The organism is Frateuria flava (assembly GCF_017837635.1).
Taxonomy (GTDB): domain Bacteria; phylum Pseudomonadota; class Gammaproteobacteria; order Xanthomonadales; family Rhodanobacteraceae; genus Frateuria_A; species Frateuria_A flava.
Genome location: NZ_JAGJRS010000034.1, coordinates 299,749 through 322,182 on the forward strand (window position 1 = coordinate 299,749; position 22,434 = coordinate 322,182).

General features: G+C 66.4%; 23 protein-coding genes and 2 tRNA genes. 6 read left to right on the top strand and 19 right to left on the bottom strand.

Annotation, left to right across the window (positions count from 1 at the left end; translation table 11 throughout):
* Positions 1-273 precede the first annotated feature (273 nt).
* On the top strand, positions 274-1,890 hold the full coding sequence (locus J7I44_RS16335) for an alpha-glucosidase family protein (RefSeq protein WP_209623185.1): 1,617 nt from the start codon (positions 274-276) through the stop codon (positions 1,888-1,890).
* A gap of 89 nt (positions 1,891-1,979) precedes the next feature.
* Positions 1,980-2,153, top strand: coding sequence for a hypothetical protein (locus J7I44_RS16340; protein WP_209623187.1), 174 nt, complete (start codon positions 1,980-1,982; stop codon positions 2,151-2,153).
* A gap of 342 nt (positions 2,154-2,495) precedes the next feature.
* Here the strand turns inward: J7I44_RS16340 and J7I44_RS16345 are convergent.
* Positions 2,496-2,571, bottom strand: a tRNA-Ala gene (locus tag J7I44_RS16345).
* Between the two features lie 91 nt (positions 2,572-2,662).
* Positions 2,663-3,778 (bottom strand): ribonuclease D, encoded by a 1,116-nt coding sequence (locus tag J7I44_RS16350; RefSeq protein WP_209623189.1) that lies wholly within the window; start codon positions 3,776-3,778, stop codon positions 2,663-2,665.
* A 114-nt stretch (positions 3,779-3,892) separates the two neighbouring features.
* Between J7I44_RS16350 and J7I44_RS16355 the strand changes: the two genes are divergently transcribed.
* The 4 genes from J7I44_RS16355 (at position 3,893) to J7I44_RS16370 (ending at position 8,437) form a co-directional block, all read left to right on the top strand.
* Positions 3,893-5,833: a formylglycine-generating enzyme family protein gene (locus J7I44_RS16355; RefSeq protein ID WP_209623191.1), complete on the top strand. Its 1,941-nt coding sequence runs from the start codon at positions 3,893-3,895 to the stop codon at positions 5,831-5,833.
* A 164-nt stretch (positions 5,834-5,997) separates the two neighbouring features.
* A complete protein-coding gene (locus tag J7I44_RS16360; protein ID WP_209623193.1) occupies positions 5,998-6,240 on the top strand; it encodes a DUF2188 domain-containing protein in 243 nt (80 codons plus the stop codon).
* 8 nt (positions 6,241-6,248) lie between these two features.
* Complete coding sequence (locus J7I44_RS16365; protein ID WP_209623195.1) at positions 6,249-6,623, top strand: response regulator; 375 nt, start codon at positions 6,249-6,251, stop codon at positions 6,621-6,623.
* Positions 6,624-6,889: 266 nt separating this feature from the next.
* A complete protein-coding gene (locus tag J7I44_RS16370) occupies positions 6,890-8,437 on the top strand; it encodes an MASE1 domain-containing protein (RefSeq protein WP_209623198.1) in 1,548 nt (515 codons plus the stop codon).
* 92 nt (positions 8,438-8,529) lie between these two features.
* Here J7I44_RS16370 and J7I44_RS16375 read toward each other — a convergent pair whose 3' ends face one another.
* From J7I44_RS16375 to J7I44_RS16455, 17 genes are all read right to left on the bottom strand, one after another.
* Positions 8,530-9,021, bottom strand: a complete 492-nt coding sequence (locus J7I44_RS16375; protein WP_209623200.1) for a hypothetical protein — start codon at positions 9,019-9,021, stop codon at positions 8,530-8,532.
* Between the two features lie 208 nt (positions 9,022-9,229).
* Positions 9,230-9,315 (bottom strand) — tRNA-Leu (locus J7I44_RS16380).
* A gap of 24 nt (positions 9,316-9,339) precedes the next feature.
* Positions 9,340-9,921 (bottom strand): cysteine dioxygenase family protein, encoded by a 582-nt coding sequence (locus J7I44_RS16385; RefSeq protein ID WP_209623202.1) that lies wholly within the window; start codon positions 9,919-9,921, stop codon positions 9,340-9,342.
* Positions 9,922-9,997: 76 nt separating this feature from the next.
* Positions 9,998-11,143 carry a homoserine O-acetyltransferase MetX gene (gene metX / locus J7I44_RS16390; RefSeq protein WP_209623204.1) on the bottom strand — a complete coding sequence of 382 codons (1,146 nt, stop codon included), beginning with the start codon at positions 11,141-11,143 and terminating at the stop codon, positions 9,998-10,000.
* Positions 11,140-12,171 (bottom strand): tetratricopeptide repeat protein, encoded by a 1,032-nt coding sequence (locus J7I44_RS16395; RefSeq protein WP_209623205.1) that lies wholly within the window; start codon positions 12,169-12,171, stop codon positions 11,140-11,142. Before J7I44_RS16395 ends, metX begins: the two co-directional genes overlap by 4 nt.
* Positions 12,168-12,608, bottom strand: a complete 441-nt coding sequence (locus J7I44_RS16400) for a cytochrome c-type biogenesis protein (RefSeq protein WP_209623207.1) — start codon at positions 12,606-12,608, stop codon at positions 12,168-12,170. Before J7I44_RS16400 ends, J7I44_RS16395 begins: the two co-directional genes overlap by 4 nt.
* Positions 12,609-12,685: 77 nt before the next feature.
* Positions 12,686-13,228, bottom strand: coding sequence for a DsbE family thiol:disulfide interchange protein (locus tag J7I44_RS16405; RefSeq protein WP_209623209.1), 543 nt, complete (start codon positions 13,226-13,228; stop codon positions 12,686-12,688).
* Positions 13,225-15,201, bottom strand: coding sequence for a heme lyase CcmF/NrfE family subunit (locus tag J7I44_RS16410; protein ID WP_209623211.1), 1,977 nt, complete (start codon positions 15,199-15,201; stop codon positions 13,225-13,227). The genes J7I44_RS16405 and J7I44_RS16410 overlap by 4 nt, the downstream gene beginning before the upstream one ends.
* Entirely contained in the window at positions 15,198-15,656 is a 459-nt protein-coding gene (ccmE, locus tag J7I44_RS16415; protein WP_245188235.1) for a cytochrome c maturation protein CcmE, read from the bottom strand. The genes J7I44_RS16410 and ccmE overlap by 4 nt, the downstream gene beginning before the upstream one ends.
* Positions 15,653-15,847, bottom strand: coding sequence for a heme exporter protein CcmD (gene ccmD, locus J7I44_RS16420; RefSeq protein ID WP_209623215.1), 195 nt, complete (start codon positions 15,845-15,847; stop codon positions 15,653-15,655). The genes ccmE and ccmD overlap by 4 nt, the downstream gene beginning before the upstream one ends.
* Positions 15,844-16,614, bottom strand: coding sequence for a heme ABC transporter permease (locus J7I44_RS16425; RefSeq protein WP_209623217.1), 771 nt, complete (start codon positions 16,612-16,614; stop codon positions 15,844-15,846). Before J7I44_RS16425 ends, ccmD begins: the two co-directional genes overlap by 4 nt.
* Positions 16,615-16,618: 4 nt before the next feature.
* Positions 16,619-17,305, bottom strand: a complete 687-nt coding sequence (gene ccmB / locus J7I44_RS16430) for a heme exporter protein CcmB (RefSeq protein ID WP_209623219.1) — start codon at positions 17,303-17,305, stop codon at positions 16,619-16,621.
* Positions 17,306-17,413: 108 nt separating this feature from the next.
* Positions 17,414-18,046, bottom strand: coding sequence for a cytochrome c biogenesis heme-transporting ATPase CcmA (gene ccmA, locus J7I44_RS16435; protein WP_209623221.1), 633 nt, complete (start codon positions 18,044-18,046; stop codon positions 17,414-17,416).
* A gap of 173 nt (positions 18,047-18,219) precedes the next feature.
* Positions 18,220-18,624, bottom strand: coding sequence for a DUF3293 domain-containing protein (locus J7I44_RS16440; RefSeq protein ID WP_209623223.1), 405 nt, complete (start codon positions 18,622-18,624; stop codon positions 18,220-18,222).
* Entirely contained in the window at positions 18,617-20,017 is a 1,401-nt protein-coding gene (locus J7I44_RS16445; RefSeq protein ID WP_209623225.1) for an FAD-dependent oxidoreductase, read from the bottom strand. The genes J7I44_RS16440 and J7I44_RS16445 overlap by 8 nt, the downstream gene beginning before the upstream one ends.
* A 284-nt stretch (positions 20,018-20,301) precedes the next feature.
* Positions 20,302-20,778, bottom strand: coding sequence for a polyhydroxyalkanoate synthesis repressor PhaR (gene phaR, locus J7I44_RS16450; RefSeq protein ID WP_209623227.1), 477 nt, complete (start codon positions 20,776-20,778; stop codon positions 20,302-20,304).
* Positions 20,779-20,866: 88 nt separating this feature from the next.
* Entirely contained in the window at positions 20,867-22,420 is a 1,554-nt protein-coding gene (locus tag J7I44_RS16455; RefSeq protein ID WP_209623229.1) for a DHA2 family efflux MFS transporter permease subunit, read from the bottom strand.
* Positions 22,421-22,434 lie beyond the last annotated feature (14 nt).

Genomic DNA, 22,434 nt, shown 5'->3' on the forward strand with positions numbered 1-22,434 from the left:
AGCTATATGCATACGTATTCATTGTTGTGCTCTGCATCGAAAACCGCGCCGGGCGTGGTGCGCGCTCGAACGCTGGCGGGGCGGCGACTTTCGTTGGGCCGCAACGGCTCGGCCCGCTTGCGAGCGCCCTGGCGGCGGTTTTGCTGCGATGCGATGAGGGACCGGCATGAATACGTATGCACATTCGACGGTGGTCGCACAGGGAGCCGCTAAGCTGCCGGCCACGCTGCGGCGCGCGCCCTTGCGCGGCGCGGAAAGGAACAGGGATCCGTAATGAGTGATGCACCCTGGTGGCGCGGCGCCGTCACCTACCAGATCTATCCGCGCAGCTTCCTGGACACCAATGGCGACGGCGTAGGCGATCTGCCGGGGATCATCGAAAAGCTCGATTACGTGGCCAGCCTCGGCGTCGACGCGATCTGGATTTCGCCGTTCTTCAAGTCGCCGATGGCCGACTACGGCTATGACATCGCCGACTACTGCGACGTCGATCCGATGTTCGGCACGCTGGAGGATTTCGATCGCCTGCTGGCCAAGGCCCACGGCCTGGGCATCCGGGTGATGATCGACCAGGTGCTGAGCCACACCTCGGTCGACCATGCGTGGTTCCAGCAGAGCCGTGCCAGCCGCGACAACCCCAAGGCCGACTGGTACGTCTGGGCCGACGCGAACGACGACGGCACGCCGCCGAACAACTGGCTGTCGATTTTCGGCGGCGGCGCCTGGCAGTGGGAGCCGCGGCGCGGGCAGTATTTCCTGCACAACTTCCTGGCCTCGCAACCGGACCTCAATTTCCACAACCCGGCGGTGCGCGCGGCGATCCTCGACTGCGTGCGCTTCTGGCTGGAGCGGGGCGTCGACGGCCTGCGCCTGGACGCGATCAACTTCTGTTTCCACGACGCGCAATTGCGCGACAACCCGCCCAAACCCAAGGACCAGCGCGTCGGTCGTGGCTTCAGCCCGGACAACCCGTACGCCTTCCAGTACCACTGGTACAACAACACGCAGCCGGAGAACCTGGATTTCCTTGCTGAGTTGCGCGCGCTGCTCGATCGCTACCCGGGCACGGTGGCGCTGGGCGAAATCTCCTCGGAGGATTCGCTGGCGACGATGGCCGAGTACACCGAAGCCGGCCGCCTGCACATGGGCTACAGCTTCGAGCTGCTCACCGACGATTTCAGTGCTGCGCACATCCGCGGCACGGTGCAGCAACTGGAAGCGCAGATGCGCGAGGGCTGGCCGTGCTGGGCGATCTCCAACCACGACGTCGAGCGCGTGCTCAGCCGCTGGGGCAGGGCACGGCCGACCGCCGCGCTCGCCAATCTCTTCACGGCACTGGTCTGTTCGTTGCGCGGGTCGGTGTGCATCTACCAGGGCGAAGAACTGGGCCTGACCGAAGCGCAGGTGCCTTTCGAGTCCCTGAAGGACCCCTACGGCATCGCCTTCTGGCCGCAGTTCAAGGGACGCGACGGCTGTCGCACGCCGATCCCCTGGAACGACGACGCGCACGCCGGCTTCACCCACGGCGAGCCGTGGCTGCCGGTACCGGAGGAGCACCGCACGCTGGCCGTGGCGCAACAGGAGGACGACCCGGCTTCCGCGCTGCAGGGTTTCCGCCGCGTCCTGCGTTGGCGGAAAGAACAGCCCACGCTGCGCTGGGGTGACATCCACTTCCTCGACACGCCCGAGCCCGTGCTCGCCTTCACCCGCAGCCACGCCGGCGAAACCGTGCTGGTGGCGTTCAACCTGGCGGCAAGCCCATCCGAAGCGGAACTGTCGCTGGACGGCCACTGGCATGCCATCGACGGCCACGGGCTTGCGGAAGGCAGTTTCGCGGCGGGGCGGCTGCGGTTGCCTGCCCATGGCGTGGTGTTCGCGCGCCAGGCCTGAGCCTGCTGCTTCGACACGGCGGAATCACGCGACGGTGAGCGCATGACGCGTAGTCTGGCGACTTGTTCCTTCAAAGCAGGAGCCGTCACATGCCCAATCCCAAGCCCACCGCCCAGCACCGCCACGGCACCGGCGATCGCAACGACGCCGACGTCGCCCGCATGGACCACAAGCTGCAGGAAAAACGCGATGCCAAGGAGACGCGTGACGCCAAGGAGGCCGATCGCGAGGCCAAGCGCGAGGAAGGCTTCGATCACCCATAGGCCTGGGCGCGAATCACGAGGGCGCAGTTCCTGGTGTACGCGGCAAAACCGTGCAGAGGCGTGCAGAGGTTTGTCGCCGTGAGCACGCCCAGGGCTTCGGGACGCCTCGTCCGGGTATGGAGCTACCGCTCAAGGCCTGACACCACGAGCCAGGCATGTCACCGGGACGACGCCGGGCACCGCAGGACATCAAGCAGCGATACGCCGAGAGGACCCGCGATCTGGGCCGGCTTTCGGAGATACCAGCCGAAAGCCCGATCGGTGCATAGCGAGGGCGCTGCATGCAGCAGAGCCCACAACGAAAAAGCCGCCCTTGCGAGGCGGCTTTTTCGTCGAAACAAGTGGTGGAGTGGAGGAGGATCGAACTCCCGACCTTCGCATTGCGAACGCGACGCTCTCCCAGCTGAGCTACCACCCCACGCGAGCCGCGCATGTTAGCAGCGTCGCACGGCGTTCGCCAAGAGTCTCCGCGGGCCTGCGTTGCGTGCCGCCGACTTCCTTCGTATCGGTCAGTCAGGCAGCAAGCCGGACAGCGGTCCGTGCAGCACCTCGCGGCGCCAGCCTTCGAGGAACTCCGGCCATTCGCGCGTGACGAGGTATTCCTCCACCACCTTGCGCGGGCACAGCAGCCCGGCGGGCAGGTCGAGTTCGCCGGCCAGGCGGTCGACGGTGTCCTTCATCGCGGCCAGCGCCTTCTTGGCCGGTCCCAGCACGGGTGCGGGGATCGCGGCGGTGGCGGCTTGTTCCTCTGCATCCGGGGCGGGCTTGATCAGCTCGAACAGCTCCGCGCGCTGCGGCGAGCGCAGTGCACGTTGGCCGCGGCTGCGCTGGTCCAGATCGGCCAGGCTGGAGGGTGGGTTCTGCGCCAGATCGAGCGCGAGTGCATCCTCCAGCAGCCAGGAACGCGGGCGGTCCAGCGTGCGCGCGCTGCGGTCGCGCCACAGCAGGATGCGGCGCAACAAGGCCTGCTGCGCGTGCGACCAGTCGGACGCGGCACGAAAACTGCGCTGCGGCTGCGGGTCGCCTTCAAGGGTGTTGGCGCGACGCTTCAGTCGCTCGCAGTCCTCGGCGTGCCACGCGGTACGGCCACGCTCGGCCAGGCGTGCCGCAAGCTGGGCGTGGACCGGCTCCAGATAGACGACGTCGAGCGTCGCGTAGAGGCGTTGCGACTCGGTCAGCGGACGTTGCAGCCAGTCCGAACGGGTTTCCCCTTTGTCCAGTTCCGCTCCGGCCAGCTCTGCGACCAGCGCGCGATAGCTCAGCCCCAGGCCCATGCCGACGAAGGCGGCCGCGATCTGGGTATCGAACAGCGTGCCGGGCCCTTCGGGCAGCAGCGGCGCGAGGGCTTCGAGGTCCTCGCCGGCACTGTGCATGACGGTCACCGTGGGGCCTGTGGCGAGTCGCGGGTGCAGGGCGCTGCCGATGTCGAAGGCGAGCGGGTCGACCAGGGCGTAACGGCCGTTCCATCCGAGCTGCAGCAGCGCCAGTTGCGGGTGGAACGTGTTCCGGCGCATGAACTCGGTATCGACGCCCAGCGCGGCATCGGCGGGCAGTTCAGCCAGCCACGCCTCCAGCGTGTCGCGTTGATCGATCCATGTGGCGTCGGCCGCGGTGGGCACGGACATGCGGACACTTCCTCGGTGTTGGTCGGCAGGCGCTCGGGGAAGCGCCAGGCGCATTGCCCTGTCATCGGCCCTGCCATAAGGTGAGCGGCGCACGATAACAGCCTTGGGACCTCCATGCCGAGCAACGAAACCGTCCGCCTCCAGCGCACCCTCGGTGGCGCACTGGGCGTGCTCGTGCTCGGCGCGGCGCTGGTCTACCACTTCTTTCCGCGCGTGTTCCATGTCGACCCTGCCACGATGACGGCTCGCCGGCCGGCCTCGACCGGGTTCGCCGCGCCTGCCGGACAACGCGCACCCCGCACGCCGCTGGATGCGGAAGTCGATGCCGGGCCGCCACTCACCCTGGCCCCCGCGGGGGTGATCGCGTCGCGGATGAACAAGGGCAACCAGCACTTGCCCGAGCAGCTCAGTGCCGACACGCCCGAGGTGCAGGCGTTGCTCGCGCGCGCCGGGAAGGCAATGCAGGAGGGGCGGCTGGTCGGCAGCGAGGACAGCGCCGCCGCGCTCTATGCGCAGGCGTTGAAGGACAAGCCGGACAGCCGGGCCGCCGCACAGGGTCTCAATCAGGTGCGCGCACAGCTGGTGGCGCAGATCGGCCAGGACATTGCCGTCGGCGATGCCGATTCCGCGCAGGATCTGCTGGACGGCCTGCGCGACCTGCCGAACACGGCGGGCGACGTCGCTCAGCTGGAGCAGGGCCTGAAGACGCTCGCCAAGGTTCGCCCGATGCTGGCCCAGGCCGCCTCGCTCTTGCAGCAGGGCAAGGTCGACCAGCCACAGGGCGCCAGCGCCCTGGATCTCTATCGCCAGGTGCAGGGGCTCGATCCGCAGAACGCCATGGCCGAGCAGGGTATTTTCCAGGTGCAGCGCGCCGTGCTGGACCGTGCCCTGGCGGCCGTGGCACAGAACGATTTCGCAGCCGCTGACCGGGCGCTGGCAGAAGCGGAAACCATCCGTCCCGGCGCGCAGCAACTGGTCGACGTGCGCAACCGCGTCGAAGGCATTCGTCGCCAGCGCGCCAGCGGGCTGCTCGCTCAGGCACGCTCGGCGCTGGACGCCGGCAACCTGGACCTGGCGCAGCGCCTCGCCGGGCAGGCACAGGCCCTGCAGCCGGACCTGAAGGGCATCGACGCGTTCCAGCAGCAGCTCACCAACGCCCGCCTGTACGCCAGCTACAAACCCGGGCAAGTCTTCAGCGACCGCTTCGTCGATCTTCCGGGACACACGCCGGCAATGGTGGTGATCCCCACCGGCAGCTTCCGCATGGGCGCGCCCGATGGCGAGGGGGACCGCACTGACGCGGAGACACCCGCGCACCAGGTGACGTTGAACAAGGGCTTCGCGATGGCTCGCGCCGAGGTGACGGTGGGCCAGTTCCGTGAGTTCGTACGGGCCAGCGGCTATCAGCCCGATTCGATCCGCCGGGGGGGCGCCAGCGTGTATGACGAGCGCAGCGGTGTCCTGCGCGACGATTCGAGCGCCACCTGGCAGGACGACTACGCGGGTCGCCCGGCGGCGGACGAGCTGCCGGTGGTCAATATTTCCTGGCGCGATGCCAAGGCCTACGCCGCCTGGCTCGGCGAGCGCACCGGCAAACGCTACCGTCTGCCGAGCGAGGCGGAGTTCGAATATGCCCTGCGTGGCGGCACCCAGACCCGCTTCTGGTGGGGCGGGCAGGCGCCCACACGCAAGGTGGAGAATCTCACCGGCAGCGGCGATCGTTCGCCCAGTGGGCGACGCTGGAGCAACGCCTTTCCCGGCTACCGGGACGGTTACTGGGGACCGGCTCCGGTAGCGAGCTTCATGGCCAACCCCTTCGGCCTGTACGACATCGACGGCAACGTCTCCGAATGGGTCGCCGACTGCTGGCACGACAACTACGTACGCGCACCGGTCAACGGCAGCGCCTGGCTCAACCCCGGCTGCAGTGTGCACGTCGTGCGCGGCGGCTCATGGGGCAGTTCGCCCGACCAAGTGCGCTCGGCGTACCGGCAGGGAGCGGATGGCGGCGTGCGCAGCGCGCGCGTGGGATTCCGCGTCGTTCGCGAACTGTAGACATCCGTCTGAAGAGGATGCCGCAAAGGCCGGAGCCCGGCCCGCCACGGGCGCGTAACGACCTATTCAAGCCACGCGACATCTGCAAGACTGCATGTCCGGCCAGCGGTATGCGCACTGCTGCCGGGTTCCTGGCGGGCGGAGCCTTCCGGGGGGAGGGCGCAATGAATCCGGAAACCGTACGCTTGTTCGTGCCGTTCAGCGGTGAGGCTCCCTGGATCGTGAGGGGCGAGGCTTCGCGGGTGGGGACCTACCCCACGCGCGCCGAAGCGATTTCGGCAGCCGTGAGGGTACGGGCCAAGCTGGCGCGTGCCTGGGGTCTCCAGCACCCGCCCGTGCGCGTGCAGGAGAGCGACGGCAGCTGGCGCGAACTGGCCGATCCGGACTCCACCACCCTGGTGCAATAGGTAGCCCAATGGAAAAGACGTCCGGCCCTTGGCGGATCCTGCTGGTCGAAGACGAGATGCTTGTCGCCATGCTGCTGGAAGACATGCTTTCGGAGGCCGGCCACACCATCATCGGACCGATGGCACGGATCGATCAGGCGGTGGAAGCCGCCCGCACGGAAACCGTCGATCTGGCGATCCTCGACGTCAACGTGGCCGGCGAAGAGGTCTATCCGGTCGCCGAGGCGCTGGCGGCCCGCGAAATCCCGTTTGCCTTCGCTACCGGATACGGCGCCCACGGGCTGCGTGAACCCTGGCAGGATCGCCCGACGCTGCAGAAGCCTTTCCACCGTGCCGATCTGTTCCGGATGGTGGCCGAGCTGGCATCGTCGTACTCGTGCTGACAACGTGCGGCGTCCACGACGGTCGAAGCGCCAGCCGACCGAAATGAGAGGTCGGGCACGACACCGGCTGCCGATCCAGGCGATGCTGGCGCAGCTGCGCTAAGCTAGCCCCCAGGCCGTTGGTTTCACTGCGCTTTCACGGAAAGATGGGTTGATTATCGGGCTAAGCTGCCGATACATCTCAAACGGCGTATTTCGGGATGGAAAACCAGGGGAAGGGGATGCCAAGGGGGTTGTGGTCAAACATCTGGTGCCGGCACGGCGCAGTGGTCTTCGCGTATGCGCTGTCCTACGCGTTGCTGCGAGAAGTCACCTTTTCCCACTGGACACCTCTGGCGGGGTTGCGCTTCGCGGTCCTGTTGTTTGTTCCTTACCGGTATTGGCCGGCCTTGGTGCTGGGTGAGTTCCTGCCGCTTGCCTACAGGGGCATTGACTGCGCTTCCACGTACGGCTGGCTGTGGGCATCCACGTTCATGGTGCCGCCTATCGCGCTCGTCATGCCGGTCATCCGCTGGTTCCGCGAGCGCCGCCGGCTGTTCCCCTGCACCGGCCAAACCAGCATCAATATGTTCCTGTTTGGCACGTTGACCGTATCCCTCATCTGTGCGGCCGTAAATATCGCGACGTTCTCGTTGATGCGCGGCCCCCTTGCCGATGCCTATCCGTACAAGGTTCAGACGGTCGCCGGCTGGTATTTCCTGGGCAACTACATAGGAATTCTCACGATCGTCCCGTTGGTGCTTCTCGTTCGTGAGGAATGGCACCGCTTTGGCCGGAGCAGACTGTGGGCGCGGTTGTCTGGAAGCCCCCTGGTTCTGGATGCCGTTTGTCTGCTGCTCCCCGCGCTTGCGCTGCTCGTGTGGCTAGCATCGGGCCTGGCGAGCCAGGCGAGCCAGGAAGCACGTATCGCCATGTTCCTGCCAGTCGCATGGCTTGCGCTGCGACACGGCTGGCGCGGCGCAGCCGTGGGTGGCACCGCCGCCAGCATTGCCGTAATGCTGACAATGCCGGCGGTCCACGATAGTGACACCTTGCATGCATTGGTCTTTGTTGCGTTCACCGTTACCACGATGATGATGCTCGGTGGCCGTATCGCATTCCTGCATGACAGGGACGAGCGGGGACGCGCGGAGGCTCGACTGGCTTTCGCCCTGGCGCAGAGAAATGTTCATCTTGGCGAAATCCAGTTGCAACAGATATCCAACGCGCTGGAGCAAATGAGCGGTTCGATACAGGCTTCGTATACGCAAATGTTTGCCCGCCTCAGGACGCTGTTGCCCGGGACCGACGAGCGTACTTATCACCGCCAGGCAGCCCTCACGCAACATCAGATGTATAGGCTTGCTGATTCGTTGTATCCCACAGCGCTGCGTGAGCGCGGGTTGTCGGCCGCCTTGCGCGAAGGCTCGATGCCGCGGGCGCTTGACGAGGCTGGAATGGCCTATTGGTGCGACATTCGCACAGATGCGCTCGATAAGTTGTCCAGCAGTGTGCAGACAACCTTGTATCGCCTTTCCTCCGAGGCAGTGTCCGTGGTCTGCGCCCAACGGAACGTCAGCAGAATACACATCCGGGTCCGCGTCGGCGTGTTGGCTGGTCGCCGCTGCGTGGCGCTCCAGGTAGACGGCTACGCCGATTTCGATCGATTGAGCAGAATTCGCTGGGGCAATCTGGAGACGCTCATTGCCAGCAGTGGAATGGGTATCGCCGCAATTAAGGATCGGGCAGGGGTATTTGGCGGCAAAGCTCGACTGAAGATCCTTTCGGGACGAAGCCGGGTCAGCATCATGTTGTTTGATCCGGATATTTTCTGAGGTCAGGCTTCGGCTCGCCCCTGGCGACAACTGGTTTCGCCTTTGTTAGTTGTTTAGAGTCAAAAAAGCCGCCCATTTGGGCGGCTTTTTTTTCAATTGAGATGCGTATTGCATTCCGCGGGATCGGTATCGCAACCCGGTGCGACCATCATTGTCGGCTGGGTGGCCTTGAACATCGTCGACCCGTCGCTCATCGGCACTGCGTTGAGCTGAACCTCGCCGTCGCGATAGACCGTCTCGCTGTAAGACGGCAGCGGCACCGCCGTTGCCGATACAGACGCATCCTGTTGCGGCGTGGATATCTGTTGGGCGTTACGACCCATCGGTAGCACCAGGAACTGGCCATTGGCGGCAGCAAAGGCCACGCGCACGTTGCCGTTGAGGTCGTTGACCTGAACATATCGCACGCCATTGTTGTCGAAGGTATAAACGTGCCAATGCGTGCTTGCACTCATGTCCTGCGCATTCGGCCAACTTTGCCCCAGGCCTGTACCTGATTGCGATGCAAAGGCGGGGGCCGAAAGACCCATCACAACCAGGCTGGCCCAAAGCGCGCGGTGCCGCAGTAATTTCATCATAGTCATGTCCCCTTGTTGGACTGCTCACTAATTGAGCAATGCCACTCTAACAGCAGCAAAAGTGATCTTTTTGCGAAACATTACTAGGTTATTTCGGCCCACGTTCGTGTGCGATCACCTGGTGATATCGCTTCTATGGCGCCGTCATTGAAATGCGCAACAAAAAAAGCCCGCTTGTCGCGGGCTTTCGACGGGCGGCGTGCCGCCTTTCCTGTGGTACCGGTGATAGGACTCGAACCTACACTCTGTCGCCAGAAGCGGATTTTGAGTCCGCCGCGTCTACCATTCCGCCACACCGGCACAAGAAACCGAATTATGCCCGGCTCAGTGCACCGGGTCGAGCCCCAGTTGGCGCTCGCAGCGTTCGTAGCCGTGTTCTTCGGGCAACGGCTGGAAGATCGCGCAGCGGGTCATGTTGCCCGAGTAGATGTGCAGGCTGACAGCGATGGCGTCTTCGCTGGGGTTGCGGATGGTGTGGTACTCGTGGGGCGGGATCAGGCTGCCGGCCGAGCCTGGACCGGCCTGGATCGAGCCGACCGGCTGGAAGCGGCAGTGGCCGTCCTCATCGGCGAGGCGCTCGTACTGCACCACTTCGAGCGCACCGCTCCATACGCCCTCCACGCACCACATGCCGCAGTGGTCGTGGATCGGCGTGCCCTGGCCAGGTCCCCAGGTCATCGCCACCACGCAGTAGCCGTACTTCTCGCTGCGGTAGAGCTCGCGCCGGGCGTAGCGGCCTTCGGCGGTCTCGAACACGCAATCGGGCAGCTTGACCACACCACTGCGCATCAGTTTGCACAGACCGTTGCGCAGGGTGTCGGTGACGGCGAAGGTGGTTTGCATGCCGACGGCATGATCGATCGCTTCGATCAGGTCGCGGCAGCCTGGAAATTCCGTGGTGAGCATGGGGATTCTCGCGGTACGACTTCACGCCGAGTTTAGCGCACGGCTGTTAGCCGGCCGAGACGAACTCGTCAGCAATTCACAGGCGGGCAAGGAAGCCGCCGATGGCGCGGCTGTAGTTGGGAATATCCACCAGGAACGCATCGTGACCTTGCGGCGAGTCCAGCGCCACGAACTCCACTTCGGCGCCGGCGGCCGACAGCCCGGTGGCGATCTGTTCCTGCTGCTCGAGCGGGAACAGGATGTCGGTACTGACGCCGATCACCAGCGCTCGTGCGATCCGGATGCGCTTCAGCCCCTCCATGATGTCTCCGCCGCCGTACTCGCCGATGTCGAACCAGTCGCTGGCGCGCGACAGATAGAGGTAGCAATTGGGATCGAAGCTGCGCACAAAGCGCTGGGCGTGTCCCTGCAAGTAGGACTCCACCTGGAATTCGAAACCGAACGGTTCGTCCTCGCGCTTTTCCGGATCGAGCCGGATGCGGGCGAAGCGGCCGTTCCACTCCATCGCGGAGCGGTAGGTAATCACGCCGAGCTTGCGCGCGATGCTCATGCCCATCTCCGGATAGCGGTCGCTGTCACCGCCGCGGTCGCTCACCAGATGGATGTCGTAGTCGCCGCCGTTCCATTGCGGGTCGAGGCGGATCGCTTCGCGCTGCAACGAACGGATGGCGATCGCGAAGGGCTGCGCCTGTGGCGCGGTATCCACGCTAATGTGCGCGCGGACGCTGTCCGGGTGCAGCACCATGTAGGCCAGTGCGCTCATGCCGCCCATCGAGCAGCCGATGAGGCAGGCCAGCCGGTCGATGCCCAGGCCGTGGCGCACCAGCTCGAAGGCGGCGTTGGCGACATCTTCCAGGGCGAGCTCGGGGAACGCCAGGCGGTAAGGCTCGCCAGTGGCAGGATCGATCGAGGCGGGGCAGGTCGAGCCCTTGTCGCTGCCCAGCGAGTTGACGCAGATGACGAACCAGCGGTCGGTGTCGATGGCCTTGCCTGGGCCAAGCATCTCCTCCCACCAGCCGGGGCTCGGGTCCTGCGCGTTGGAGGCCGCATGGGCGCTGGGCGACAGACCGGTGAGGATCAGCACGGCATTGCCGCGGACCGCATCGAGCTGCCCCCAGGTTTCGTACGCCACCCGCGCCCCATGCAACTGTCCACCGCGCTTCATCGCGAACGGCGAGGGCAGGGCGTGATAGCGGCGGGCGTCGGGAGCCGGCGTGGTCATGGGTGGACCTTGTCGATGACGATCCGCACCGGGTCGGCCTGGTCCACCGGCACCACGCCGGCATCACCCTCCAGGTCGCCGCTCTGGGCGACGGCCTGACCGCTCGTGCTGACCCGCGCGCCGACGAACACCTTATCCGCCGAGGAGAGCTTCAACTGCGGGGCCATTGCCATGGCGTCGGTCAAGGTGACAGTGGCCGGCAGCTGCGAGGCATCCAACCGCGCCACGGCCAGCGGCATCGGTGGCCCCTGTTCCGCGCGTGCGTAGACAAACAGGGCAGCACCGGGCTTGAGCCGGTCTCGCAACGCGGGAGCAAGCCGGACCTGCACCACGAGATGCGGGCCTTCGGCGCTGGCGGCGGAGCCCGGCTTGCCACCGGCACGCGCCTCGGCTACGGCGATCTGTTCGGTGACCGCCTTGGCCACGTTGGAACCGGGCTCAAGCAGCGGTTGCAGACGGCGCCAGGTGGCGGCCGACGCGGCGTAGTCCCCGTGCTGGAACTGGCTGATGCCGAGCAACCACAGGCCGCGCTGGTTGGCCGGATCCGCCTGTACGGCTTGCTTGAGCAGGTCGAGGGCGCGGCCTTCGATCCTGTGGTCGTCGCGAACCATGGAGTCGGCCTCGGCCCAGCCCACCATCGCCGTCCCGTTCTTCGGGTCGAGCCGGAGCGCTTGGTCGTAGGCATCGCGCGCCTGCCCGTTCTGGTGGAGCGCAGCCTCGGTCTGCGCCAGCAACATCCAGCCCTGCAGGTCGTCCGGCTGCTGCCTGAGGTGATCGCGCAGCTCGGCGACGGCCTGGTCGATGTCCATCGATGGCTGTGCCGCCACACCCTCCAGCGCCACCGGCGTGCCGACCAGCAGGTACAACCCGCCAGCTGCCAGCGGCACCACGAAGGCCATGGCCAGCACGAGTGCAAAAAGGCTGCCCGGTCGACCCTGGCGGCGGTCGTGCCGCACCAGTGGCCAGAGCAGCAGCGCGAGCGCCGCCGCGATCATCACGGCAGCGATCAGGTAGAACGCGAGCTTCACCAATCGTCCCCTTGTTCGATCGTGGCGTTGTCGACCAGCCGGCTGTCGATGCGCGCCGCGCGACTACGCTTGCGGATGGTCGCCAGCACCAGAGCGGCGCCCATCAGCAGGAACAGCGCCGGGCCGAACCACAGCAGCCAGGTTGCGGGCTTGACCGGCGGGTCGTACAGCACGAAGTCGGAATAGCGGTCCACCAGGTACTGCTTGATCTGGTCGTCCGTCTTGCCCTGCTGCATCAACCCGAACACTTCGTGGCGCAGGTCGCGCGCCAGATCGGCGTTGGAATCGGCCAGGTTCTCGTTCTGGCACACCAGGCAACGCAACTGGCGGGTCAGGTTCTGGAAACGGACTTCCTGGGCGTGGTCCTTGAACGGCAGCGGGTCGATGGCCTGGGCGTTGGCCGCGCCTGAGAAGGCCAGGAACAACGCGAAGAGCATCTGCAGGAGCGCCCTTGGGCGCGACCCGGATGCCGCATGGTCGCGCCCAAGGGCGCTCCTGCAGGGGACGCCGTGGTTCATGGCGCCTCCTGCTTGAGCTGCGCGATCAGCGGCTTGAGCTCGCGCTCAATCACTTCGGGCGTGAATGGCCCGATGTGCTTGTAGCGGATCGTGCCTTTGGCATCGATCAGGAAGCTTTCCGGGGCGCCGTAGACGCCGAAGTCGATCGCCGTCCGGCCCGGCTGGTCGGCAATCACCATGTCGTAGGGATTCCCATGTCGAGCTAGCCAGGCCTTGGCATCCTCGGGGGCGTCCTTGTAGTCGTAGCCGACCAGCGGAACGCCGAGCGTACGCCCCTCGGCCATCAGCACCGGGTGCTCCTCGCCACAGGCGATGCACCAGCTGGCGAATACGTTGACAAGATAGGGCTTGCCCAGCATCGAGGTCTTGCTGACCGTCTTGCCGGGATCGTCCAGCAGCGGCAGCGAGAACTCCGGCGCGGGCTTGCCGATCAGCGGCGAGGGCACTTCGCGCGGGTCGTGCCGGGTGTTCCACCAGATGCCGAAGCCGAACAGGCCCACCAGCAGGAGGAAGCCGATCAATGGCAGCGAACGGCTCATGCGCGCGATTCCTTCGCGGGTAACACCGGCTCGGCCGCGACCTTGGCGGCCGCTCGCCTGGCCCGGAAGCGTTTGTCCGCACCGGCCACGAAACCGCCCAGCATCATGAACAGGCCGCCGGCCCAGATCCAGCGCACAAACGGCTTGGCGTAGAGGCGCAGCGCCCAGGCGCCTTCGAGCTTGTTCGGATCCATCGGCTCGCCCAGCGCGACGTAGAGATCACGGGTGACGCCGGGATCGATCGCCGATTCGGTCTGCACCTGGCCGCGCGGGTAGGTGCGCTTCTGCGGGTGCATCACGTCGATCGTCTTGCCGTCCCGCAGCACGGTCACCGTGCCCTGTTCGGCATGCCAGTTAGGCCCGCGGGTGGCGTGCACGCCGTCGAAACGGAAGGTGTAGGCGCCCACGGTCTGCGTGTCGCCCGGTGCCATGCGCACGTCGCGCGTGACGCTCAGCGACTCGGACAGCAGCACGCCTACCAGGAACACACCGACGCCGAAGTGCGCCAGCAACATGCCGGCCATTTCGGCTGGGTAGCGCCGCCCACGCGGCATCTCGCGCCAGCGCTTGTAGACGTACAGCAGTGTGCCGACGCCGCACCAAACCGCGGCCGCCACGCCGGCGATCGCTTTGGCCTGGCCGTCCACGAAGAACGCGGCGACGATGGCGCAGGCCACCGCGGCAATAGTCACCCGCAACAACACGCTCTTGAGTGGAGCGGCCTCGCTCTTGCCCCAGCGCAGAAACGGCCCGAACGGCAGCAGCAGGACCACCGGCAGCATCAGCAGCGGAAACAGGAAGCCGAAATAGGGTGGGCCGACCGAGATCTTGCCAAGGTGCAACGCGTCGCCGATCAGCGGAAACAGCGTGCCCAGAAGCACCATGGCCGCGGCCACCGTGAACATCAGGTTGGCGATGACGATCACCGTCTCGCGCGAAAGCGGTGCGAACGCCTTGCCGCCGGCCACCTTGGGCGCCCGCAGCGCGTACAACAGCAGCGAACCACCGATCACGATCGCCAGGAAGGCCAGGATGTACAGGCCGCGGCGCGGATCGGAGGCGAACGCATGCACGCTGGTCAACACGCCCGAGCGCACCAGGAACGTGCCCAGCAACGAGAGCGAGAAGGCGAAGATCGAGAGCAGGATGGTCCAGGCGCGCAACGAACCGCGCTTCTCCGTGACCGCCTGCGCGTGGATCAGCGCCACGCCCACCAGCCATGGCATGAAGCTGGCGTTCTCCACCGGATCCCAGAACCACCAGCCGCCCCAGCCCAGCTCCGCGTAGGCCCACCAGCTGCCCGCGACGATGCCACAGGTGAGGAAGCCCCAGGCGGCATTGGTCCACGGCCGCGCCCAGCGCACCCAGCCCTGTTCCAGCGCGCCACCGAGCAGCGCGGCGATGGAGAACGCAAAGGCGACCGAGAAGCCCACGTAGCCCATGTAGAGCACCGGTGGGTGGAAGGTCATGCCCGGATCCTGCAGCACCGGGTTCAGGTCGCCGCCGTCCGGCGGCATTGGCAACAGGCGCGCGAACGGATTGGAGGTGAAAACGATGAATGCCAGGAAGCCGACCGCCACGATGCCCAGCACGCCCAGCACGCGGGCAAGGAATTCTTCGGGAAGTTGGCGGCTGAAGGCGGCCAGCGCCACCGTCCAGACGTTGAGGATCATCACCCACAGCAGCATGGAGCCCTCGTGCGCGCCCCACACGGCGGCGATGCGGTAGTACCAGGGCAGCGCGAGGTTCGAGTTGTCGGCGACGTACTGCACCGAGAAGTCGAAGGTCAGGAAGGCCCACACCAGCAGGCCGAATGCCAACGCCACAAACACGGCCTGGCCGGCGGCGGCGGGACGCGCTACAGCCATCAGCGCGCGGTTGCCGCGCCAGGCGCCGATCAACGGCAGCACGCCCTGCGCCAGGGCGAGCAGCATGGCGAGGATGAGGGCGAGCTGGCCGAGTTCGGGCGTCATTGGGGGGCCTCGTTGGCGGCCACGGCCTTGCCGTGGTGCGCCTTTTCCATGGCGTCCTTCAGTTCCTTCGGCATGTAGGTTTCGTCGTGCTTGGCGAGCACTTCGGTCGCGACGAAATGATCGCCAGCCATGTGTCCCGTGGCGATCACCGACTGGTTGTCGCGGAAGAGGTCGGGAAGAATGCCGGTGTACTCCACCGGCAAGGCGCCATCGGCGTCGACGACGGTGAAACCGACCTTCAGCGAATCGCCGGAGCGCTCGATCGAGCCGCCCTTGACCATGCCTCCCAGACGGAAGGTCTTGTACGCCTCGGCCTGGCCGGCGCGCACCTGGCTCGGGGTGAACAGGTAGTTCATGTTCTGCTGCAGGGCGAACACGGTCAGGCCCACCGCCACCACCGCGGCGGCGAGCACGAGGAGGACGATGATCATGCGGCGTTTGCGGGTCGGGTTCATGGATTCACGGCAGGCGAGGCGGTGCGTTGCTGGCGCGCCGTTTGACGTGCCAGCCGCGCGCGAAGTTCACGCAGGTTGCGGCGGCGGCGCAGCATCGGGGAAATGAAATCGGCGAGCAGCACGAGGAAGAAGACGGCATAGGCCGGCCATACATAGGCGGCATAACCGCCCATGGCGAGGAACTGGCTCATGCCTGTTCTCCCGTGGCCTGCTCGCCGGTGGCGATCCTGCGCACCCAGTCCTTGCCACCTTCCAGCTCCAGCAGGTCGGCGCGCACGCGGCCGAACAGGCTGGCGACGTAGTACAGCTTGGTCGCAACCATCATCGTCAGCAGCGGCCACAGCATGTCCATGCTGATCTTGGAGGGACCCAGGATGCGCACGGTCGAACCCTGGTGCAGCGTGTTCCACCAGTTCACCGAGAAGTGCACGATCGGCACGTTGATGATGCCGATGATGGCAAGGAAGGCTGCCGCGCGGGCGCCCTGGCGGCGATCCTCGAAGGCGTGGTACAGCCCGATCACGCCCAGGTACAGGAACAACAGCACCAACTCGGAGGTCAGCCGGGCGTCCCAGGTCCACCAGGTGCCCCACATCGGCTTGCCCCAGAGCGAGCCGGTCACCAGGGTGATGAAGGTGAAGGCCGCGCCGATCGGTGCCGATTCCATCGCCACCGCCTCGGCCAGCTTGATGCGCCACACCAGGGCGATGAATGAGGCCACCGCCATCACGCCATAGATGAACAGCCCCATCCAGGCACTGGGGACATGGATGAAGATGATCCGGTAGGCGTCGCCCTGCTGGTAGTCGGCCGGGGCCAGTACCAGCCCGCCGTACAGGCCAATCGCGCCTGCAATCAGCGCCAGGGCGAGGAACCACGGCCGCAACGTGCCGGCGAAGCGGTAGAAGATCGGCGGCGAGCCGAGCTTGTGCAGCCAGAGGGGAATCCACTTGGACATGGTCTTATGCGTCCAAAGCAATGCGAAGGGCGGCGGCGCAGGCGAGCGGTGCAAGCACCAGGGCCAGGACGAGCGCCGCGCCGAGCCAGGCGATCGGGGCGACCCACGGTAACCCCTGTTGGGCGGCCGCGACCGCACCTGCGGCAAAGATGACCACCGGCACGCAAAGCGGCAGCAGCATCAGAGCGAGCAGCATACCAGAGCGCCGCGTCCCGGCCGTCAGCGCGACCAGCACGGCGCCCAGCAGGCTGAGCATCGGCGTGGCCAGCAGCAAGGCCAGCATGAGCACGCCCATCACCTGCACGGGCAGATGCAGCATGCCGGCCAGCAGGGGGGCGATCACGATCAGCGGCAAAGCGGTGGTGAACCAGTGCGCGAGGATCTTCATGCCCAGCATCAGCGCCAGCGGCTGCGGAGCGAGCACCAGCTGTTCCAGCGAACCGTCCTCGATATCGCTTCGAAACATGGCATCGAGCGCCAGCAGCATGGCCAGCAATACCGTGACCAATACGACGCCGCCGGCGATGCGTTGCAGCAACGCGTCCTCCGGCCCCAGCGCGAATGGGAACAGCGTGGCGACGATCAACGCATAAAGCACCGGCATGGCGATGTCGCCTCGGCGACGCCAGGCAAGCGTGAGGTCGCGCCGCAGTACGGCCGCGCAGGCCCGGGAGACCGATGCCTGACTCATGCCGCGAGCTCCGAAGCGCCCTCTGCCCCGGCGCAGCCTGGGGGGAGGGTCGGGGAAAGGGGGATGCCTTTGCTCTCGAGCCCCCGGCTGGAACAGTGGCGGATGAACTCAATCATGCATGCGGATCCGCTTCGGCTCGCCACCGTGGAAGCTGACCGCCCCATGGCTGGTAACAAGTGCCGCGCCGCGGCCGGCAACATGCGCCTCGAGCAGTCGATTGACCAGCGCAATGCCCGCACGGTCAAGGTTCGCGTACGGTTCGTCCAGCAGCCACAGCACCGCTGGCAGCAGCAGCAATCGCGCCAGCGCGGCGCGCTTTTTCTGGCCTGCGGACAGGCGGCGCACCGGTTCGTCCTCATACCCGGCCAGGCCGACCTCGGCCAGCACGGAGGCCGCGTCGCGTCCGTCACGGGCGCCATGCAGGCCGGCAGCGATGTGCAGGTTCTCGCGCGGACTCATGTCCATCTTCAGGCCAAGCTGGTGGCCAAGGAACAGCACCTCGCCCGCACAGGCATCGCGATTCCAGGGTTGGCCACGCCATTGCAGCTCGCCCTCGTCGACATGCAGCAGACCGGCCAGCTGGCGGAGCAGGGTGGTCTTGCCGCTGCCGTTGTCGCCTTCGACCAGCGCCAATTCGCCCGGGTGCAGGGTGAAGTCCAGCGGCCCGAATACCGGCTCGTCGGCTCGCAGGAAGGATAGGCCCCGTGCTTGCAGCAGCGGGATGGCGTGGGCGGAAGTCATCCGGGGAATTGTCCGCAATGCGTGCGCGGCTTGTCCATGCGACCTGGGAACGCACCTTGGTGGCCTTGCTCAGGGCTCCCATGCGACTCCCGGGCACCTTCCCGGTGGGACAGGCGCGTGCGGGGAAGGGGTGCCGACAGGCGGACGGGGGAGGTCTTGCGAAGCACCCGCCTTCAGCGCAACCGCAATTCCGCCATTCCCGCGCCATGTCCGGACAGCCAGGCGTTCTGCCCGTAGCGGTCACCAAGCCGCTCCAGCGCGTCAGGGGTGATGCCGACGATCCAGAAACTTGGCTCGCGCCAGCCGTCAGTTCCCTTGCCCAGTGCAGGATGGACATCGAGTGACGCGTCGGCCCGCAAATCGGCGAGCAACCGCCGCTGGGCTTCACGGTTGATCGCAGGCGGCTGTGGCCTGGAATGCGGGTTCCAGGCGGTGAAAAAGCCCCAGTCGCGGTTGCCAGCCAGCGGCCGCAGCGCAACCGGCAACGGCTCATGTACGCGAATGATGGCGGCGCCGCCGGACCCCAGCCGCACGCGGTAGGCGCTGCGGCAGTAGGCCTTCAGCAGCTCCTCATCCATGGCGCAGCGGCGGCAGGGGCGGCAGCGTGGCCTTGAGGGTGGCGATGGCCGCGTCCAGATCGACCGAGGCCGCATCAGGGGAATCGCGCAGCAACTGCTCCAGAAGTACGTCCTGTGCCCGCCCGCGCTCGAGCGCGTAGGCGTAGGGCAGGTGAGTAAAGGTGACCATGCGGTAGCGCGCCATGAAGTGATCCGGGACCGCCCCGGCCAGGCGCGCGCCAAGCTCGCGTTTGGCCAGGTAGCGCGGGTCTGCGACCGAGTCGCGCATCTCCACGTAGTTTTCCAGCGCCATCCTGGCAATCGCATTGGCGTTGGGCTGCCGGATGCGCTGGAACTCGGCGAAGGCCTCGGCCGGATCGTTGCCATCCAGCAATCCGGCCAGCACCACGGTGTCCTCGAATCCGCAGTTCATGCCCTGGCCGTGGAAGGGCACGATGGCATGGGCGGCATCGCCGACCAGCAACGCGCGGCCGCCGAGGTGCCAGCGCTCCAGGTAAAGCGTGGCCAGCGTGCCGACCGGGTGGGCGTCGTAGTCCCCGGCGAACCCGGGCAACAGCGGCAGCAGGTCGGCGAAGTCGTCCTTGAAGAACGTCTCGGCTGTGCGCGCATCCGGCAGCGTGGCGAAGCTCGGGTACGGCCCCTGCGCGGGCAGGAACAGGGTCACGGTGAAACTGCCCTCGGTGTTGGGCAGCGCGATGCACATATAGCCGCCGCGAGGCCAGATGTGCAGCGCGTTGGGCTCGATCGCGAACTGGTCGCGACCGCCGCCGTCGCGCAGCAACGCGGGCGGCAGGCGCGCGGCGGGCGGGATTTCCAGTTCCTTGTAGCCGTGTCCCAGCCATTCGGTGCGCTCGCCGAGCGGACGGTGGGCGTTCATCGCCGCGCGCAGGGCCGAGCCTGCGCCATCGGCGCCGATGATGACCGGTGCATCGAGCTCGCGTTCGATGCCGTCGAGATCGGCCACGCGCATGCGGCCCGCGTCGAAATCGACACCCACCAGGCCCTGGCCGAAATGGAAGCGCACGCCAGCGGCTTCGGCCGCATCCAGCAGCAGCATGTTGAGGCCGCCGCGGGAAACCGACCAGATCACCTCGCTGTCATCCACGCCGTAGCGCTGCAGCCCGCTTCGCCCGTCGGTGGTGTGCACCATGCGGCCGCGCATCATCACGGCGTGCCGCAGCACGTCCTCGGCCAGGCCCGCGCTGCGCAAGGCCTGGAGGCCGCGCTCGGCCAGCGCCAGGTTGATCGACCGACCGCCGGCAAAGCCGGCTGTGCGCGGATCCGGACGCTTCTCGAACACGTCCACGGCAAAGCCACGCCGTGCCAGTTGCTGGGCGAGCAGCGCGCCGACCAGGCCGCCGCCGATCAGGGTGAGGGAAGGTTTGCTGCTCATGGGCGATCCGTTGCGGGCATCGCCGAACTGTTCCGCAAGCGGGGCGGGGTTGCAATGCTTGCGGCCTTTTCCCTCCGGGGACGGGGGGCTGGCTCCCTATTCCCTCGGGCAGATGGCTGGGGTGAGGGGCCGTTCTTGCGGAGGAGTGGTCGGAACGAAGTTGTCGGTCGGGCAGCTATGGGGCGGCTCCCCGCGAGCCCCGGCCCCTCATCCCAACCTTCTCCCCGGAAGGGAGAGGGGGCGAAGGTCGTCCTGACGGACGAGCGTCGTTTGATAAGAGCTGATCAGCCCTTACGGGTCTTGTTCGGCGGCGTCTGCGCGGCGGCGTCAAGAAAACCGCGCTGCATGGTTTTCCACGCATCCAGGTTGCGCTCGGTCAACTCGTTGAGCATCGACCAAGGCGTCTGCCCCATCAGGCTGTTGAGCTGGGCGCGGAATTGCTGCTGCTGGTCGAGGAACACCTGCAGGCTGCGCTCGAGGTAAGGCCCCATGAAGCCCTGCAGCGAGTCGCCATAGAAGCGGATGATCTGGCTGAGCAGTTGGGGCGAGAGCATGGGCTGCCCCTTTTCCTCGTGCTCGGAGATGATCTGCAACAGCACCGAGCGGGTCAGGTCCTCGCCGCTCTTGGCATCGCGGACCTCGAAGGTTTCGCCGTCCAGTACCAGCTGACGGACTTCTTCCAGCGTGATGTAGCTGGAGATCTCCGTGTCGTAGAGCCGGCGGTTCGGATACTTCTTGATGATGCGCAGTTTTTGTGCCATGCGGCACACGCTAGCAGAACGTATTGCGCTGCACCAGACATCCATGCTGCACCCGCCGGTGCAGCAAAGAAACCCATGCCGCTACGCGTCAATGGCCTACCGCGCCGCCCGCGCTGCCGAACGGCGGCCGGGCAAACCAGAGGATCGGGATCAGCAGCACGAACAGCACCGCGCAGGCGAGGAACACGTCGTTCACGGCCAGTGTCAGCGACTCGCGGGTGACCAGCTGGTTGAGCAGGCCCAGGCCCTGCGTGTGCGACAGGCCCATGTGCGACGTCTGCTGCAGGAAGCCGGTGGCCGCCTGGTGCGTCGCGTCGATGTTCTCGGTCAACGTGGCGTGGTGCGTCTCGCCCCGGTGCTGCCAGAGGGTCACCGTCACCGCGGTGGACATGCTCGACCCCATCGTGCGGCAGAAGTTGGACAGGCCGGTGGCGCTGGCGATCTGATCCTGCGGCAACCCGGACAGGTAGATCTGGTTGAGCGGGATGAAGAAGCAGGGGATGGCGATGCCCATCACGAAGCGCGGCCACACCAGCGACGAGAACGACGCCAGGCTGTTGAACGTCGAAAACCAGTAGGAGGTGATGGCGAACACGATGAAGGAGAACGTCACTACCCCGCGCAGCTCGAGCCGGTGCAGGTTGCGACCCAGGATCGGCGCCATCAGGAAAGCCAGCACGCCCACCGGCGCGGTGGCCAGGCCGGCCCAGGTGGCGGTGTAATCGAGCGTTACCTGCAGCCACAGCGGGAACACCACATTGATGCCGAAGAACGCGAACATGCCGAGCGTCAGGGCGATGACGCCCACGGTGAAGTTGCGTTCCTTGAACAGCGACAGCTCCACCACCGGATGCTTCGCGTGCAGTTCCCAAACGATCAGGAAGGTAAGGCAGACCAAAGCCACGATACCCAGCGTGGTGATCATGGGCGAGGCGAACCAGTCGTTGTCGTTGCCGTTGTCGAGCATGAACTGCAGCGCGCCCACGCCGACCACCAGCAAGCCCAGGCCGACTGCATCGATCGGTGTCTTGGCCGTTTTGGTCTCGCGCTTGCGCAGCAGGCCCCAGGTGATCACCGCCGCGGCCAGGCCCACCGGGAGGTTGATGTAGAAGATCCACGGCCAGGAGAAATTGTCGGTCAGCCAGCCACCCAGGATCGGACCGAAGATCGGTGCCACCACCACGGTCATCGCCCACAGCGCCAGCGCGATGCCCTGTTTCGCCTTCGGGTAGCTCGACAGCAGCAGCGTGAGCGAGAGCGCCACCATCGGGCCGGAACCGGCGCCCTGCAGCAGGCGGGCGATCACCAGCAGCGGCATCGAGGTCGCCAGCCCGCACACCATCGAGAAGGTAACGAACAGCAGCACCGACACGACGAAGCTGCGCACCTCGCCGAAACGCCGCGCGATCCAGCCGGTCAGCGGCTGCATGATCGCGCTGGCCAATGCGTAGGAACTGATCGTCCAGGTACCTTCGCTCGGACTCACGCCCAGGCTGCCGGCGATATGCGGCACCGCCACGTTGACGATGGTCATGTCCAGCACTTCCATGAACGTGCTGAACGCGACGGCGATGGTGAGCAGCACCAGCGCCGCGCCATGCAGGGGCGGCAGCGGCTGGGTGTCGTTGGGCGTGGCGGCCATGGGGAGGGGCCTTC